The sequence below is a fragment of the Streptomyces actuosus genome (assembly GCF_016921115.1).
Lineage (GTDB): Bacteria > Actinomycetota > Actinomycetes > Streptomycetales > Streptomycetaceae > Streptomyces > Streptomyces actuosus_A.
In genome coordinates this window covers 25,323-42,517 of the sequence record NZ_JAFFZS010000032.1, presented here as the reverse complement: position 1 = coordinate 42,517, position 17,195 = coordinate 25,323, and the positions used below count along the sequence as shown (strand labels likewise).

The following is a 17,195-nucleotide window of genomic DNA, read 5'->3' as shown; positions in this document are numbered from 1 at the left end:
CCCGTAGGGCCCGTGACCACCGCTGCGGTACCCCCGGCGGGCCGGGCTCCGTAGGCCCGGCCCGCCGGGCGCCCCGGCCGGGTGGTCCCGCCCCGCCCCGGACACCGCCTCCGGGCAGGGCACCTGCCCGGTCGTCGGTCCGGCTGCCGGCCCGTGACCCGGCCTGGGCTCTTGGCCCGGGACTCCCGTCCGGAGACCCGGTGCGGAGTCCCGCACAGGTCCTTCGACCGGGAGCCCCGGGGCCGGTCATCCGGTCCGGGACGCCGGTCCGGGGAGCTGGTCCGGATGACCGGCCGGGCCGACCGGCCGGCCGCACGTACCGGCTCCGTCCGCCGCCCCGCAGTGAACCCCGGGCCCGCCCGCCCGTCCGTCGGGCCCGCACAGGAAGGTGACCGCCCGTCATGTCCGTCGACACCTCCGTCGAGCCGACCTCTCCGCCGCAGCCGGCGGAACCCGCCCGCGCGAGCCGGCCGGTCCTCGCCGACACCCTGCTGATGCGGGTCAACCCGCTGCCCGGCCGCCGTCTGGGCGCCCCCGGCCTGACCGTCGCCCTGCGCGCCCTGGCCGCCGCCGGGACCGACGCAGCGAAGGTCGCCGACCAGGCCTGCGACGAGCTGTACGAGGTGGCGGGCCGGGCCACCGGCCGGGACCGGCATCGCGCCCTGCAACTGCGCCGGGACATCCACAACCAGCGGGACCCGGCACCCGCCCTGATGGCCGGTGACTGGCCGCCCGCGGTCGCCGCCTGGCTCGACGCCCGGCAGCGGTCGCTGCTCGCACGGGCCGCGCTGACCGCGGGACACGGCGAACTGGTCGCCCACGAGCGGGCCGTGCTCGCCGAACTGTGCGCCGCCGAACCGTTCCAGCTCTCGCTGGCACTGAACTCACCGCAGGTCCTGGACGCCGTCCGGCGCTACCGCTCCGGCTTCGCGGACCCCTCCGCCCGGCTCCGCAAGTCCGAACGCGGCATCCTCCAGCACCTGACCCGGGCCATGGTGCGCACCAGCCCGCTGTCCCGCTTCACCGCGGTCGGCTTCGCCCACTGGTCCCCGCAGGGGCGGCGGCTGGACGCCGGCGACTTCGACCGCCGCTCCGCCCGTGCGTTCGTCTCCCTGGACCGCGCGCTGTTCGGTGCCGTGGTCACCGGCGCCGGTGAGCGGCCCTGGGACGCGGAGCGGGCCGCGGCCGGACTGCCCGCCGTCGTCGAGAGCAACCGCACCCTGCGGGCCGACGACTCCCAGGTGCGTTTCGTCCGCCGCCTCACCTCCGGCGCGACGCTGGTCAGCGCCTCGCTCACCCGCCCGCTGTCCGTGCTGCTGGCCCTCACCGCCCTGGGCCCGATCCGCACCGAGGCACTCGCGGCGGAACTCACCGCACGGCTCGGTCTGCCGCCGGCCCGCACCGCCGGGTTCCTCGCGCAGGCACTGGCCGCGGGCATCCTGCAACCCGGCCCCGCCCTCGACGAGCAGCTCGCCGACCCCCTGCCCGCCGCCCGCGCCGTGCTGCGACGGCAGGACCCGGACGCGCTGCCCGTCCTGGACGAGACCGAACGCGCACTGCGCGATCTGGCGGCCGGCGGCGTCAGCGGCCGGGTGGCCGCCCTGACCCGGCTGCGCCGCGCCGAGGCCGACCTCAACGCCCGTTCGCTCAGGCCCGCCCGGTTGCACGTCAACGAGGACCTGGTGCTGCCGCCCGCCCAGGTCACCGACGAGGGATACGGTGCGGCCCTGGCCGACCTGGCCGACGTCACCTCGTTCCTCTCCGTCTTCGACCGCCACCACGAGGTGCGCGCCCTGCTCTGCACGGCCTTCGCCGACCGCTACGGACCCGGCACCCGTGTCGGCCTGCTGGACGCCGCCGACGACCTGGTGACCATGGTCTACCGGCGCGAGACCTCGCTGAGCGCCGCCACCGCCGAGGACTTCGGCCCGCCGAACGGTGCCCTGGCCGAACTGCTGGCGTTGCGCTCGGAGGCGGTGGGCCACGTGCTGCGGGCCGTCGACGCCGCCGGAGGCGAGCCCGAGGCGGCCCTCGACCCGGCCGCGCTGGCCGCGTTCGCCGACCGCGTGCCGGCGTTCTTCCGCCGCCGGGCGGCCTCGTACGCGCTGCTGGTGCAGCCGGCCGACGGGCGGCTCGTGCTCAACGACTGCTACGGCGGCCGGAACCTGCTCGGCAGCCGCTTCCTGGGCCCCGACCGGGAACTCGGCGGCGACACGGCCGAGCGCACCGCGACGCGGGTGCTGCGCCAGTTCGGCAGCGCGGGCGGAACGGTGCTGGAGGACCGCGGCCTGCACAACGCGAACATCAACCACCGGATCCCCCTGCTGCCGGACACCCTCGCGCCGGAGGACTGGGCAGGCCTGCACCTCGACCACGACCCGGCCACCGACACCCTCTCCCTGACCGACCGCGACGGGCGCACCGTGGTCCCGGTCACCTGCGGCATGAAGTGGTCGGAGCTGCTGCCGGCGCCGCTGCGCATCGCCATGTGGCTGGCGGACAGCGGACGCGTCACCCTGGACCCGCTGGCCGGCGTCCGCGTCCGCCGGCTACGGGCCGGCGAGCCGGCCGGACACACCATGGTCCTGCCCAGGCTGACGGCCGGTCAGGTGGTGCTGGAGCGCCGCCGCTGGTACCCGGGGGACGACTTCCCCGCGGAGGCCGGTGCGCTCGGCGAGGCGGAGCACCTGATCGCGCTGACCGACTGGCGCGCCGCCCACGACGTGCCCGAGGAGGTCCTCGCCAAGACCCCGCTGGGCGGTCTGCCGTCCCGCGAGGGTGACGACGGCGTGCGCGCCTACGTGCAGGCCCGGCGCCGCGACAAGCCGCAGTACCTGGACCTGGGCAGCGCGTTGACCGCACGGGTGCTGCCCCGGCTGCTGGACCGCCGCAGCCCCGGCTACCTGGAGGAGGCCCTGCCCGGCGTCCGGCCCGGGCGGCACGCGGTGGAGTGGGCGATCGAGTACGACCTGCCCGCCGGGGACGCGGGCGGCCCGCCCCCGGAACCGTCCGGTGGCACCCCCGCCCGGCCGGACGCGACCGCTCGGCCCGAGGGGGACGCCCGATGACCGCGTCCACCGCCTCCTCCGCCGCGCCGCGCGCGGAGGGCACCGCCCCGTCGGGCCCAAAGACGTCGCCCGGCCGGACCGCCGCCGGGGCGGCGCGGCTCCACCCCGGCCCCCGCACCCGGGTGAAGCTGCGCCCCGGCGCCCATCTGGCGCCCGTGGCCCGGGGCGTGCACATCTCGCACACCCGGCGGTCGTTCGTCCTGGGCGGACCGCCCGCGCTGTTCGCCCTCCTCGACCGGCATCTCGGCCCGCTGTCCGACGGCACCTGCCTGGACGACCTGGTCGCGGCCGACGCCAGCGAGCAGGCACGCCCCGTCCTCGCGCACGTCCTGCGCACCCTGCTGGACCAGGGGGTGCTGCTGGACCTGGACGCCCTGGACACACCCGAGCCAGACCCGGGCACCGCCGAACGGTACGCCGACGTCCTGGCGTTCCTGGAGGACCACAGCGACGACCCCTACGGGGTGTTCGCAGCGCTGCGGTCGGCCACCGTCGAGGTGCGCGGCTCCGGACCGGCGGTCCCGGCCCTGCTGCGGGGCCTCGCCGCCCACGGAGTGGAGCGGGTACGGGTCCTGCCGGACGTCCCCGCGTCGGAGGAGGCCGAAGCACCCGGGGCCGGGGAGCCTGCCACCGGGGAGCAGAGGCCCGGTGGGTCGCAGACCGGTGAGTCGGGGGCCGGGCGCGCGCCCGACGTCGCCGTGCTGGTCGCCGATGCGGACCAGCCCGGCGGCCCCGACGAGACCGAGGTCTGGCGGGCCGCGTCCACCGCGGGGCACCCCTGCGTGGTCGTGGTGGCCCGGGCCGATCTGGCCGCCGTGGCCACCCCCGGCCCCCGCGGCCCGGCCGCGGACCCGGAGGCGGCCCTGGAGCGGGCCGCGTCCTGGGCCGCGCTCGAACCGGACGGCCGGACACCGCGGCCGATGAGCGCCGTCCTCGCCGGGGCGCTTGCCGCCCGCGCCTGCGTCGAGGTCCTCACAGGCATCGGCACGGATCCGGCGGACGGCTCGGGCACCGGCCCGTCCGGTCCCGCGGCCGACCAGGTCTCCGGGCACGCCCCGGACGCACCCCCGGCGGCCGACACCGCACCCCATCTGACCCTGGTGTGGGGACACGCCCTGGAGTCGCGGCGCATCCCCCTGACCGGACCGGACGGGGACGGCCCGGCGGGGCCGGAGAAGGACGAAGCCATCACCTCCCCCGACACCGCCTCCCAGGCGGCCTCGGACACCGTCGCCTCCGCCGGCGGCCCCGACGCGTCCGCCACCGCACCGCGCGCGGCTCGCTCGACTGCCGTGGGGCGGGTACCGTCCGGCCCGCCCGGGGGGAAGCCGGACACGACCGGGAGGCAACCCGCGCACGAAGCACACGAAGCACCGGAGGCGTTCGGCGCAGCCGTCCCCGGCCGGTGGCAGCGCGTCGATGTCGCCGCGCTGCTGGCCGACCTCGCGGACGGCCGGGCCCCCACCCCCGACCCGACCGGCGCCTACGCCGCCTCGACGCCGCTGACCGCCCGGTGGACGGGACCCGCACGGTTCGAACGCGACCTCGACGTGGAACAGGTACCTGTCTCCGTCGCCTCCGTACGCTGGGTCGACTCCGAGCGCACCACGTGGGGTTGGGGCCCCAGCAGGGCCGTCGCCGGAGTACAGGCACTGCTCGCCGGACTGCGTACCGCCAGGGGCGGTGCGGAGGCCGAGGCCCCCGGCGGCCCGGTCGCCTGCGCGGGCGTCACCACGCACCAGTGGCTGCTGGACGGCCTGCTGCGGCTCACACCGGTTCCGCACCCGCACGCGCCCGGTGCGCGTGCCGTGGACTGGGACTCCGTCACCCACCACGAGGTGCGCGCCCTGTGGGGCACCCTGCTCGATCACTTCGAGCAACCCGTACGGCTGGACCTCCGTCCGGTCGAACCGCTCGGCTGGTGGGTGGCGACCGCCGTCCGGGACACCGACGGCGCCGTGTTGGGCCGCCAGTGGGGCCCCGGACGGGAGTCCGCCGTCCACGCGGCCCTGGTCGAGTCCTGCGCCCGCGTCCAGTCCGGACGCACCCGGCCGGACGGGCGGGACGGCCCGCCCGGAACCTGGGTGCTGCACTCGCTCGCACCACTGCGGGCCGCGGCCCTGGCCCGCAGCGGTGCCGCACTGCCGGGCGTGCTGATCGCGCACCGGCTGGTCGACGACGGTGTGCTGCCCGAACTGCCGCTGCCCTGCGGACTCCTGGAGCGACGATGAACGCCGCCGCCGGACCGGTCCCGCAGGCGCCCTCCGCCTCCGCCCCGCCCGTTCGGGCCGCCGCCCCGGAGGGAGGACCCGCCGGCGGTCCCGAGGCCCGGGCCGACAAGATCCCCCCCACGGCCGATCGCCCCGCGAGCGGTCCGGCCACCGGCGCGGCCGCCGAGGTGCTGGCCGGTCCGGACGCCCCCGCGGGCTGGGACTGGACCGGCTGGGCGCAGCATCCCGGAGTGGGTGTGGTCGCCGTCAGCGGCGCCTACGACCGGGCATGGGAGCAGTCGGTCCTGTCCACCGCCCGCGTGCGGGGGACCGGGCTGCTGTCGGTGCGCGTCGACGCCGGGAGCGTCCTCGTCGGCCCGCTGTGGCTGCCGCCCGAGGCCGCGGGGGAGGCGGGAGCGCCTCCCGCGTGCGCCGGCTGCCTGGTCACCCGGCGGTCGCACCGCCACCGCCCCGAGGGCGAAGAACTCCTGCGATTCGCCGCCGAGTCGAGGGCCGCCGCGACGCCCCCGGCCCCGCCGGCACCTTCCGAGCGGCCCGCCGCGGCGGGAGCGGACACCTCCTCCCCGTCCGGGCACACCGCGACGGCGGGGCCCGTCCTGTCGGCGGAGGCCGCGGCGCCCGCCCGCTCCGGCCCGGCCGCGCCCACGGCGCCGGACGCGCCGGCGGGCGTCCCACCCACCGCATCGGCTGCACCCTCCGGTCGTGCCCCCGCCCTTTCGGGCGGTCGGCGTCCGGTGCCACCCCGGCCGCCGTGGCTGCGGCACGCCGCCGAGGTGTACGGCGCCGTGGTCGCGGCGGCGCCCCTGAACCCGGGTGAGCTGGTGGTCCTCCGCGCCGACGGATCGGTCCGCCGCCACCGGCTGCGGCGCACCTACCGCTGCCCGGTGTGCGGCGTACCCGGTGCTCCCGGGGACGCGTCACGGCCCCCGTCGGCGCCCCGGCTGCGGCCCCGGCCCAGCGCGTCGTCGGTGCCGACGCGGGCCGGCGCCCCGTTCGGCATGGACGCGGACCGGATGCGGGCAGCCCTCGCCGACTCCGGTTTCGGACCGGCGGTGCGGGTCAGCCGCGACGCGCACGTGCCGTTCGCCATGTCCGAGGTGCGGCTGCTGGGCGGTTCGCCCGCCGGGCACGGCCGGGCCCGCACCTACGGGGAGGCGGAGGCCGTCGCCTATCTGGAGGCGTACGAGCGCATGGCCGGCTACCCGCACGGGGTCGCGCCGGTCACCGGCCGCAGCCCGGCCGAGCTCGGTGAACGGGCCCTGGACCCGGCCCGGTTGGGCGGCTACACCGACGCCCAGCTGGCACACCCGCTGTCCCGGGTCCGCCCCTGGGACGCCGACACCCGCATGGACTGGGTGTGGGCGCATCGGCTGCGCGACGGCCGTCCGCTGCTGGTGCCCGCGGACGCGGGCTTCTACCAGTACCGGTATCCGCCGCGCGAACCGGGCGACCGGCGCCTGAACCACGTCCTGGAGTCGTCGAGCGGGTGCGCGCTGGGCTCGTCGTACGAGGAGGCCGCCCTGCACTCGCTGCTGGAGCTGGCCGAGCGGGACGCGTTCCTGCTGGCCTGGCACCGCCGGCGCCCGCTGCCCGAGATCGACCCCGCCACGGTGCGCGACCCGCAGAGCAGGCTGCTGCTGCACATGGCCGGGGCCCGGGGCTTCGAGGTGCGGCTGCTGGCCGCCACGGCCGACATCGCGGTGCCCGTGGTGTGGGCGCTGGCGCTGCGCCGGGACGGCGCGCTGCCGGCCGCGTTCAGCACGGCGGGCGGCAGCCCGGATCCGGAGGCCGCGGTCCGGGCGGCCCTGTGGGAGCTGGCCCAGCTCACCGAGACGGGCCTGACCTGGGACCCGGCGGCCGTCGAGCCGATGATCGCCGACCGCTGCCTGGTCGACGATCTGATGGACCATCCGCGGCGCAACGCCGACCCGCGTCTGCTGCCGCGGGTGACCGAGGTGCTGGGCGGCCCGGTCCTGCCGCTCACGGACGCGTTCCCCGACTGGCCGGGAGCCTACGCCCGAGCCGCCCGCGGGGACGTGACCCGCGGTCTCGGCTTCGTCGCGGAGCTGTACGAGGCCGCCGGGCTGCCGGACGTGCTGCTGGTGGACCAGACGACACCGGAGCACGCCGACGCGGGTCTGGCCGTGGTCAAGGCCGTGGTCCCGGGCATCGTGCCGATGTGCTTCGGCCAGGTGCACCAGCGGTTCACCGGACTGCGCCGCCTGCTCGACGGCCTGCCGGACCCGCGGCCGGCGCCCGCACCGGGCGACGGCGCCGGACCGCCGCGCGGCATCGACGTGTCGGCGGTGGCGGCGCCACCGCGGCCGGGCGGGCCCCACGACGGGTCCGGCCCGGCCGGCTCCCCGGTGGACCTGGACCACCTCGACCCGCACCCGTTCCCGTGACCACCCGCCGGGCCCGATCCGTCCCGGACCCGCCCCCGCGGGGCTCCTCCCGCGTCGGGGCGGTCCGGGGCGGTCCGCCCGGGCCCGCTCCGCACCCGCCCCGTCCCGACGCGTCGTCCGCCGTCGTCCGCGCACCGGTCCGACCCGCCGCCCGTCCGGGTGGCCGTACCGTCCCCCCCTTCCTCAGGAGCCGAGTTGACCGTCGAGGCCGTCCACCGCTTCGCCTACCGTCAGGGGCCCGGCAAGGCCCTGTTCGGGGGGCCGATCGAGATCGACGACACCGTCCCCACGACCGCCCTGCTGCCGCCCGCCGCGGCCCGCGGCGGCCTCGGCGCACCGCTGCCGTACGGCACCGTCGACCTGCTGAACGGCGCGGTCCACCCGCACGGCCGCATCGGCGCCGCCGCCGACCGGGCCGGGCACCTGCTGCTGGCGGCGTTCGGCCTGCAGCGCCGCGAGCCGTCCAACCGCTTCAACGACCACCGGCCCGTCGCCTCGGTGCGCAGCAAGTTCCCGGTGCACGCGCTCACCCTCTCCCGGCACGGCGCCGCCTACCTGGACCCCTACCGGCACGCCCTGGTCGACCTGGCCGTCCCGTACACGGCGCTGCCCGTTCCACGCGGTGACCTCGATGTGGTGCTGGCCGCCCGGTACACCGACCTGCCCACGCCCTACGGCCGGCTCCGCGCCGCCCTCGGCGACCTGGAGACCGGCATCAACGTCCGCAGCCTGCTGGTGGCGGCCGAACTGTTCGGGGTGCGCGCCGAACTCGTCCTGGACGCCGCGGACGCCGCCGCCTGCGCCCGCATGGTGCGGGCCACCGGTCCGGGCCGCTGGTCGGCCCCGGTGCGGGTGGCGCTGCGGGACGTGGAGCCGCCCGCCGGCGGAATCCCGCTCCCCGGCGGCGCCACCGGACCGGGCGCGTACGCGGCACTCGACGGACTGCTCTCCGACTCCTCCGGCCACCCCTCCCTCGACGAGGCGGACGAGGTTGCCGGTTACCGGCTCACGGCGTCCGCACCGCCGTCGGCGGCACAGGCGCCGGCCGACGCCGACGGGGCGGCCCAGGCGGCCGCCCGCCCCACTCCGGCGGTTCCCGGCCCCCTGCCGGGCGGCACGGACGGCACGGCTGCCCGGCCGGGGCCGACGTGGGACCGGGTGCTGTGGAACCGCACCGCCGGGCGGGTCCCGGGGCGGCTCTCCGGGTTCTCCGGCCGCCCGACCCGGCTGCCGGAGGAGGCGCTGGAGGAGGCGGTCGCCTGGGCCCGGGTCCCGGCGCCGACGGACACGCTGGCCGAGGTGGGGCGGCGGGTGCGGCTGCTGGTGGCGCTGCAGGGCGTGGGCGGGCGGGAACCGGGCTACTACGAGGTCGCCGACGGCGACGTGCGGCCGGTCCGCCACGACCCGCAGGTGATGGTGCTGCTCCAGGAGGCGTTCGGCTACCCGATGTCGCCGGGCACGGACTGCGGGCTGAGGCACGCGTCCATGGTGTGGACGTGCGCGGTGGACGTACGGGCGCTGCTGGACGACCTCGGGCCGGTGGCCTGGTCGTTGCTGAACCTGTGGTGCGGCTGGACCGCCCACGGACTCCAACTCGCCGCCGCGGCAAGGGGACTGTACGCGCGGCCGGCACGGTCGTACGACGAGTTCCGGGTGCAGCGGCTGGCCGGGCTGCCACGGCGGACCGTTCCGGTCTTCATCACCGTGTGCGGACGCTCCCGATTCGCCGAACCGATGCTGGACCTGAGGACCTGAGGACCCGACATGGCACCGCACCCGACCGAGGACGCCACCGTGCGGTGGCGTACCTGGCACCTTCATCTGCCGTCCTGGGGAGTCGATGTGACGGACCGTGCGCTGAACGTCGGGGTGACACCCGCCGTCGCCCGGTACGCGTCCGCCCCTGCGCCTGCCCCGGCCCCGGTCGTGGCGCCGGGCGTCCGGGCGGACGGCTCGGCCGCCCCGCGGGGCGGGGAGCACCCCTGGTTCTTCGTGCGCTACTGGCAGGGCGGACCGCATCTGCGGCTGCGCATCGCAGGACTCGACGACGAGGCCGCCGAGGGTGTGGAGGACCTGCTGCGCCGGGCGGTGGCCACCGTGGACGCGGAGGTCCCCGCCGAGCGGCGGCTGACCCAGGCCGACTACGCCGCCGCGGTCGGTGCCCTCGCCAGGACCGGCGAGGGCACCGGGCCGCTCGACCCCGGTGCCCTGCGGCCGTCGGGAGTGGTCCGGGCCGCGTACGTCCCGGAGCACGAGCGCTACGGCGGCGCCGGACTGATGCCGCTCAGCGAGGACCTCTTCCACCGCTCCAGCGCCCTCGCGCTGGGGGCGTGCCGCGAACCCCGGACGCGGCGTCAGGTGTTCGGACAGGCGCTGGCGGCGACCGCGGTGGCGGCCGGCGCCCTGCCCGAGCCGGAGAGGCGGCCGTTCCTCGAAGCGGTGCGGGACGGCTGGGCGGCCTGGCTGACCGCGCACGACCGCAACGACGAGCGGTCGGTCCCGCCTGCCCCCGCGGAGCCGGGCACCGTCCCCGGGGTGTCCTCCGCGCTGCGGGCCCAGGCCGATCGACTCCGATCGGCGGCACCGGAGTTGCGGCGGCTGATGCGCGACCCGGGACCGCCCTGGGAGGCATGGGCCGCACCGCTGCGCGCGGCGGTGGACACGTGGTCCACGGCCCCCGGCGGCCGCGAAAGGGCCCTCGGCGTGCTCGGCTCGCACCTGCACATGACACTCAACCGACTGGGGGCGGGGACCGCCCAGGAGGCTCGGTTGGCCACCCTGATGCTCCTCGTCACCGGCGAGAGCCTCCCCTGAACCGACCCGTACCCGCCCCGGTCGCCGAAGGCGGTCCGCGCCACCGCCCCACCGGGCCACCGGGCGGGCCGTGGCGTGCGCACCCCGTCGAGGGTCCCGGACCACGACGGGGCCGTCGCCCCGCGACCCCGGCATCACGACCGGGCCCGTTCGGTGTACGCGACCGGCCGCTTCGGCCGGATCGGCGGTGGACGCCTCCGTGTCCCCCGGCGGTCAGTGCCCGGGGGCGCAGAACGAGCCGGGGGCGACCATGCCCAGGCGCGCGGCACGGGCACCGGCCTGGAAGCGGCTGGAGGCGCCCAGGTTCTCCAGGATCTCGGCGACGTGCCGCCGGCAGGTCCGCAACGAGACGCCCAGCCGGCGGGCGATCATCTCGTCCTTCGCGCCCTCCGCCATCAGGTGCAGGATGGCCCGCTTCAGGTCGTCGCGGACCAGCACGTCGACCTGGTCGTGCCGATCCAGGGGCAGGGCCCCGGCCCACACGGCCTCGAACAGGCCGCGGATCATCCGGACCCCGATCGGCTCGCCCACGATCGACAGCAGCGGCTCGTCCCCGCACCGGCCGGCGGAGACGACGGCCAGCCGCCGGCCGACGACGAGCAGGTCCTGCGGGACCGACGGGGCGGTGCGCACCCCGAACGGCCCCCGGTCCTCCACGAGCCACGGCGCGACCGCGGCAACGTCGCAGCTCCGGTCGATCAGCGCGCGTAGACCCGAGGCGGGGCCGTCCTCCACCCCCATCCTGCGCAGCAGGCCGGGCAACGGCGAGGCCCCCCAGGCCGTCGACCCCATCCACAGCACGTCGCCGGGGTTGCGGGCCATCGCGTCCAGCAGCAGTTCCTCGGCCCCGGCGATGTCCACCAGGGTCGCGTTGTGACGTGTGCTCCGGGGCTCGGAGCGCGGGTCGGGGACGCCGGGCGGCCCGCTCGACTCCGGTGCGTCGAGCCCGTACCCGAGGCCCGCGCGAGGTCGGTCAGCGGCCGACGGCATACCTGCGGGGCCCCCGCTCCCGACGGCTGCCTTCCGCTGTGCTTCCCCTCGTCCCTCCTGTGCCCTCCCTGGTTCCCGTTCCTGCACCCCTCCCCGTTCCTGTGTCCGTTCCCGTTCCCCTTCCCGTTCTGGTTCCCCTCGCAGGCGCCCGGCCTGCGGCGGATGCGCTCCCGGCCGCCCGTGGTGCGACCGATGACGCTCCGGTTCCGATGGCCGATGTTCCGGTCGGTCGAGATCCGGCCATGCCATGCTGCCTCCCCGTTCCCCTCGGCAGTCACCGGCCCGCCTCCGCCTGGGGGCGGAAACGGGCTGGTACCACAGCCCCGTTGGTCATCCGGACCTGGTGGTTCACCATCCGGCCCGGACTGGCAATTTAGGCCGAACGCCGAGTCGCCGGGCATTCGTAAAAGTACGTAAAGATGTGTCGGGGCATGTGAAGCTGCCGTGTCCATGTCGTGCCTATAGTGGCGCCGGAAGTCGGGCCGAGCCCGGGCCTGTGACGGCCTGTCGGCTCGTCAGCGCCTTGGGGACAGGAGGGCGGCGGGATGGCAGGCCAGCCCGAGCAGATCGCGGAAACGTCCGCATTGATCGGTAGAACGCACGAACTCGCCCGTTTCGAGCGCCTGTTGGACATGCTGTGCGCCGGTCGAGGGCAGGTCCTCGGCATCAGCGGCGATCCCGGGATCGGCAAGACCCGCCTTGCCGCCGAGTTGGCCGCCCGCGCCCGCACCCGGGGCGTCCGGGTCCTGACCGGCCGCGCCTCGGAGTTAGTGACCGGCTCCGCGCCCCTCCAGGTCCTCGCGGACACACTTGCCGACGCCCTCGCCACGGACCGCGACGCCCTGCCGCCGGACGTGACGCGCGCACTGCTCGCATCCGCCGGCCCGGCACCCCGGGCCGACGCCCCGGACGCCCCCCGGATTCCGGAGGCACCTCGCAGCCCCGAAGCACCCGACCGTCCCGAAGTGCCCCGCGGCGCCGCCGACCCCGGTGGCCCGGAGGGCTTCCGGCTGCACGCCGGGCTGCGCGAGGTGCTGACCCGCTGGTCCCGTGCGCAGCCCCTGCTGCTGCTCCTGGACGACCTGCACTGGGCCGACGCGGAGACGATCGAGCAGGTCTGCCATCTGATCCGGCATCAGCCCGCGGGGCCGGTCCTGCTGGTGGTGGTGCACCGCCCGCGCCAGACCTCGCCGCGCCTGCTGGCGGCGCTCGCGCACGGCGAGGAGACGGGCACCGTCGAGCCGATGCCGGTCGGGGCGCTGTCCCGACCGGACTGCACCGACCTGGCCGCACTGCTCGGGCGCCTGGCGGATGCGGATCTGCTGCACCGGGCCAGCGGCGGCAACCCGCTCTTCCTCATCGCCCTGGCCCGGCCCGGTTCCTCCCTCGCCCGGGGATCCGCCGACACGCCGGACCCCGCCGGCGGCTCCGACACGAGCGACCCCGCCGCCTCTGCCGACACCGCCTGCGGCACCGGAATCCCCCTCACCGTGCCGCTCGGCCCCCCGTTCACCGACCTGCTCCCCGACGGCCCGCCCGGCGACACCCTGCTCCCCGCCCTGTCGGCCCCCCGCACGGCCGGCCACGGCGTCCCGGACCGGCTCGCCGCACTGCTGCTCGGCGAGATCGCCGTCCTCGCCCCCGAGCACCGCCGTGTCGCCTCGGCGGCCGCGGTCCTCGGCGACCGGTTCTCGGTGGAACCGCTCGCGGCGGTCGCCGACCTGCCCGTCGACACCACCCTGCGTGCCGTGGCCGCCCTCGCCTCCCGGGACATCGTGCGGCCCCTCGACGGCGACACCCAGTTCGCCTTCCGCCACCCTGTCCTGCGCCGGCTCGTGCACGCCGACACCGACCCGATGTGGCGGCGGGCCGCCCACCGTCGGGCCTACGCCGAACTGACACGCCGCGGCGCCCCCGCCGCCGACCGCGCCCCCCACGCCGAGCACTGCCCGGGGGACCGCGACCCAGGGGTGCTCGACGTGCTGGAGGAGGCCGCCGTCCAGGCCCGCGACAGCGCCCCGGCCACCGCCGCCCACTGGCTCCGCGCCGCCCTGCGCGCTCTGCCCGACACCCCGTCCACGGCGGCGCACCGGCACCGGCTCCGCCTCGAACTGACCCGTGCTCTCGCCGTCTCCGGTCGGTCCGCGGAGAGCCGCGCCCTGCTCCACGACCTGCTCGGCGACAGCGCCCCGGACCCCGCCACCGTCGCCCTGTGCGCCCGCACGGAACGCATGCTCGGCCGGTACGCGGAGGCCGACGCCCTGCTCCGGCAGGCACTGGCCGACACCGGCGGCACGGTGACGCCGCTCACCGCCCCGCTGCACCTGGAGTTCGGCACCGTCGCGCTGATGCGCGGCGCGTTCCACGACGCACTGCCCGCCGTGGAGGACGTCACCCGGATCGCGGTGCGGGAAGGGGACCGGCTCACCGAGGCGGGAGCCCGCGCCCTCACCGGCTTCGGCAACGCCTACCTGGGCCGGACCCACGCCGCCGACGACGCCCTGTCGCGGGCCCGGCTGCTCCTCGACGCCCTGCCGGACACCGGCATCGTGCGTGACCCCGAGTCCCTGGCCCAGCTCGCCTGGGGCGAGCTGCTGACCGGGCGGTCCGCCGACGCGGCCCGGCATCTGCGCCGCGGTGTCGATCTGACCCGCCGGGCCGGGCACCTGCCCGTCCTCTTCCACCTGCAACTCGGTCTGGGCTGCCTGCACCTGTGGGCGGGTGCGCTCGCGGACGCCCGCCGCGCCACCGAGGAGTCCGTGCGGTGCGCCCGGCGGCTCGGCAGCGGCGACATGCTGCGCATGGCCCTCGCCCAGCAGGCCGGCATCGCCGTGTGGCAGGGCGGGCGGCAGGCGGCGGGCCGCGCCGTGGCGCTCGCCGAACGGGCGATGACGGCCCCCGACACCGAACCCGGCAGCTGGTGGCACCGCAGCGCTGCGGCCATGCTCGGACAGGCCCAGCTGATGGACGGCCGGGCCCAGGAGTGCATCACCACGCTGCTCACCGCCGGGGACGGCCCGGAACTGCCTGCCATGCAGGCCGCGTTGCGCCCGATGCTGTTCTCGCTGCTGTCCGGCGCGGCGATGGCCACCCGGGACACCGATGCGGCCCGTGAATGGGCCGAGCGTGCCGTCGACCAGGCCGATCGACTGGCCCAGCCCGCCCAGCGGGCCTTCGCCCAGCGCGCCCTGGGCCTGGTGTGCGCGGCGAACGGGAGGACCCGGCAGGCCGCCAGGTTGCTGGGTTCCGCCGCCGAACTGTTCCGGATCGCGGGCCGCCCGGTCCAGCAGGCGTGGACGCTGGTCCTCGGCGCGCCGGTGCAGGGTGCGGTCGCCGGCGCCGACCAGGGCGAGTCCTGGCTTCGGTCCGCCGCGGACCTCGGGACGCGGACCGGTTCCCTGCGGCTCCAGGAGGAGGCGGCCGCGCGGCTCGCCGCCCGCCCCGCCGAGGCGGGACGTTCCCTGCACGCCCTCACCGCCCGGGAACGGCAGATCTGCGACCTGGTTGCCACCGGCGCCCGGACGCGGGACGTCGCCGAGCAACTCCACCTGAGCCCGCGCACGGTGGAGGCCCACCTGGCCAAGTCGTACCGCAAGCTCGGGGTCACCTCCCGCACCGCGCTGGCCGCCGTGGTCCTCAGCAGCAGCGGGCGGGGCTGACCCGCACCACGAGGGGACCCGGTCGACGCGACGCCGGGACCGGAGGCCCGTCGCCGACGCCGTGAGGGGACCTCGCGAAGGGACCCGCCGACTCCTCGGCGCGTCCCGCCCCCATCGGACGGGGCCGCGGCCCCGGTGGTCCGGCGGGGCGGGGGCGGCGGAGGCGTCCGGCCCGGGTGCGCCGGACGGGGCCCGGAGTGCTCAGGTCCGCCTCCGCACCGGCCGGCTCGCGACGCAGGGGCACCCCCTCGGAGCCGGCCCGGTCCGGTTCGTCCGCCAGTCACCGGCCATCGCCAACCCTGCATGCCGATGGGCGACGACCGCTCGCTTCAGTGCTCCTCCGGATTGAGTTCCCCGATCACTCCGATCCGGATTCCCAGCCATGGATAGGTGTGGTGGTAGAAGAGGTTGTCCTGGGGCTGAAGCCCGACCGCGGAGGGCCACATCTGGAAGGCCGGCGCGTTGGTCACCCCGCCGTGGAGCCGGCGCCAGACCCGGCCGAAGTCCTGGCCGGTCGGGGGCGGGGTGATCGTGTCGGTCCACTCGACCGCGTTGCCGCCTTGGTCGAGGGTGCCCCACGGGGAGGTGGTGCGGGCCTGCCCGGTCGTGCTGAGGTTGCCCTGGTAGAGGTCCGCGTAGGTGACAGGGTCCAGTCCGAACGGGTTGACGGAGGAGCAGACTTCGGGCGGCTCCTGCGAGGGGCACCAGGTGGGCGCCGGCTGTCCGGAGGCGTGGTACGAGGCGAGCGGCTGTGTCGAAGCGTTGGTGACGTCGCCGGTGGTGGGGTTGAGCACGGTGGGGCCGGGAGCGGTCGCGTCGCCGTCGCCGAAGACCCCCGCGTTGGTGGGGTACTTCCAGTACGAGTACGTACCGCCGCCGCTCGGGTCGTAGTAGGCCGCCTTGATCCACTCGTTCTGGCTCGGTACGACGAAGCCGCGGTCCTCGGTCCGCGTCGTGTCCGGGCGGTCGAGGTCGTACATCCCGCGCTCGGTCCGCGGCGAGAGGCGGACCTCGTAGGTGACGTAGGTGAAGGCGCCCTCGGTGTGCGTCTCCTTGGCGAGGACGCGGCCGTTGACGAGGGAGTTGACGAGACGGGCCGCGTCGAGGAAGTCCGCGAAGCCGTACGGCTTGTCCGCCCACTCCGGTTGGGCCACCGCATAGTGACGGCCTCTGCGGGCGTCCTGCGAGAAGTCGACCTGGCCGTACTTGGGCCAGGCCGAGCCGCTTTCGTTCTCCTCGTAGAGGTCGTTGCGGTCGCGTCCGTCGGGGTCGGCGGTGTTCAGAAACGCCACCCACTGCGCAACGGTGATCTCGAGCTTGCCGATCTCGTAGGGGTGGTCGACCCTGCCGACCGTCAGACAGCCGCTCGATGTCTCGGGAGCCTCGGCGCAGTTCGGATAGACGGCGTCCGTGAAGGGGACCACACCCACCGACGGGTTGCCGGTGTCACCGACCCTGGTGGTGGTCACGGTGATGACTTCGCCGGACCGGTGGCGGTCGCTGCCGTCGGCGGGCGTTCCCGCGGTGGCGGCCGGGGCGAGCGGCGCCGACAGCACGCACGCCGCTGCAGCAGCCTTGACGAGGCGGCGAGGACGAGGGGAAGCGTGGCGCATGGAGGGATACCTGTCCGATCGTGGAGGGGCGCCCAGCGAGCCGCAAGCGGACGAGGCGGCCCGTGATCACAACAACACCGGCCGTCACAGTAACCCCGCCGGTCACCCGTCGCGCTGAAGACGGTACCGAACGTACCGAATGGCGGACAGGCTCCCGGGGGTACGCCCCCTCCCCATCCGGCCGTGGCGCGCCAGTCCCCGTCCGATCCTTCCGCCAGTCACCAGCCATGGCCAGGACCTTCATGTCAGTGATCAAGGACCGGTCTTCGCTCGCCACCCTCCTCAACACGGTTCGAAGGCCGAGCAAGTGGGGCGAGGAACGGCCCCCGCCGTTTCCAGCGATCCGCCTCACCGCCGGTGCCGGTGGCGGGCTCGACGCGACGAGCGCGCCTGACGACTGCCCTCCCGGCAGCCG

Annotated in this window: 8 protein-coding genes; 6 read left to right on the top strand and 2 right to left on the bottom strand. The window is 76.6% G+C overall.

Going from position 1 to position 17,195, the window contains the following annotated elements; translation table 11 throughout:
- The first annotated feature begins 401 nt into the window (after window positions 1-401).
- From JS756_RS28705 to JS756_RS28685, 5 genes are all read left to right on the top strand, one after another.
- Window positions 402-3,068 carry a lantibiotic dehydratase gene (locus tag JS756_RS28705; protein WP_205386151.1) on the top strand — a complete coding sequence of 889 codons (2,667 nt, stop codon included), beginning with the start codon at window positions 402-404 and terminating at the stop codon, window positions 3,066-3,068.
- Window positions 3,065-5,299, top strand: coding sequence for a hypothetical protein (locus JS756_RS28700; RefSeq protein WP_205386150.1), 2,235 nt, complete (start codon window positions 3,065-3,067; stop codon window positions 5,297-5,299). The genes JS756_RS28705 and JS756_RS28700 overlap by 4 nt, the downstream gene beginning before the upstream one ends.
- On the top strand, window positions 5,296-7,704 hold the full coding sequence (locus tag JS756_RS28695) for a YcaO-like family protein (RefSeq protein WP_205386149.1): 2,409 nt from the start codon (window positions 5,296-5,298) through the stop codon (window positions 7,702-7,704). Before JS756_RS28700 ends, JS756_RS28695 begins: the two co-directional genes overlap by 4 nt.
- Before the next feature lie 195 nt (window positions 7,705-7,899).
- Entirely contained in the window at window positions 7,900-9,459 is a 1,560-nt protein-coding gene (locus JS756_RS28690) for a nitroreductase family protein (RefSeq protein ID WP_205386148.1), read from the top strand.
- Window positions 9,460-9,468: 9 nt separating this feature from the next.
- Window positions 9,469-10,518 (top strand): thiopeptide-type bacteriocin biosynthesis protein, encoded by a 1,050-nt coding sequence (locus tag JS756_RS28685; RefSeq protein WP_205386147.1) that lies wholly within the window; start codon window positions 9,469-9,471, stop codon window positions 10,516-10,518.
- Between the two features lie 213 nt (window positions 10,519-10,731).
- On the opposite strand, the gene JS756_RS28680 is transcribed toward JS756_RS28685, so the two are convergent.
- Window positions 10,732-11,508: a helix-turn-helix transcriptional regulator gene (locus tag JS756_RS28680; protein ID WP_205386146.1), complete on the bottom strand. Its 777-nt coding sequence runs from the start codon at window positions 11,506-11,508 to the stop codon at window positions 10,732-10,734.
- 545 nt (window positions 11,509-12,053) lie between these two features.
- Between JS756_RS28680 and JS756_RS28675 the strand changes: the two genes are divergently transcribed.
- On the top strand, window positions 12,054-15,167 hold the full coding sequence (locus JS756_RS28675) for an ATP-binding protein (RefSeq protein ID WP_205386145.1): 3,114 nt from the start codon (window positions 12,054-12,056) through the stop codon (window positions 15,165-15,167).
- A 329-nt stretch (window positions 15,168-15,496) separates the two neighbouring features.
- Here JS756_RS28675 and JS756_RS28670 read toward each other — a convergent pair whose 3' ends face one another.
- Window positions 15,497-16,780 (bottom strand): SUMF1/EgtB/PvdO family nonheme iron enzyme, encoded by a 1,284-nt coding sequence (locus tag JS756_RS28670; RefSeq protein ID WP_205386144.1) that lies wholly within the window; start codon window positions 16,778-16,780, stop codon window positions 15,497-15,499.
- Between the last annotated feature and the right edge of the window lie 415 nt (window positions 16,781-17,195).

Coding starts and splice junctions, on each gene's coding strand:
- JS756_RS28675 (WP_205386145.1), top strand. CDS start 12,054: ATGGCAGGCCAGCCCGAGCAGATCGCGGAAACGTCCGCATTGATCGGT.
- JS756_RS28685 (WP_205386147.1), top strand. CDS start 9,469: ATGGCACCGCACCCGACCGAGGACGCCACCGTGCGGTGGCGTACCTGG.
- JS756_RS28680 (WP_205386146.1), bottom strand. CDS start 11,508: ATGCCGTCGGCCGCTGACCGACCTCGCGCGGGCCTCGGGTACGGGCTC.
- JS756_RS28670 (WP_205386144.1), bottom strand. CDS start 16,780: ATGCGCCACGCTTCCCCTCGTCCTCGCCGCCTCGTCAAGGCTGCTGCA.
- JS756_RS28705 (WP_205386151.1), top strand. CDS start 402: ATGTCCGTCGACACCTCCGTCGAGCCGACCTCTCCGCCGCAGCCGGCG.
- JS756_RS28700 (WP_205386150.1), top strand. CDS start 3,065: ATGACCGCGTCCACCGCCTCCTCCGCCGCGCCGCGCGCGGAGGGCACC.
- JS756_RS28695 (WP_205386149.1), top strand. CDS start 5,296: ATGAACGCCGCCGCCGGACCGGTCCCGCAGGCGCCCTCCGCCTCCGCC.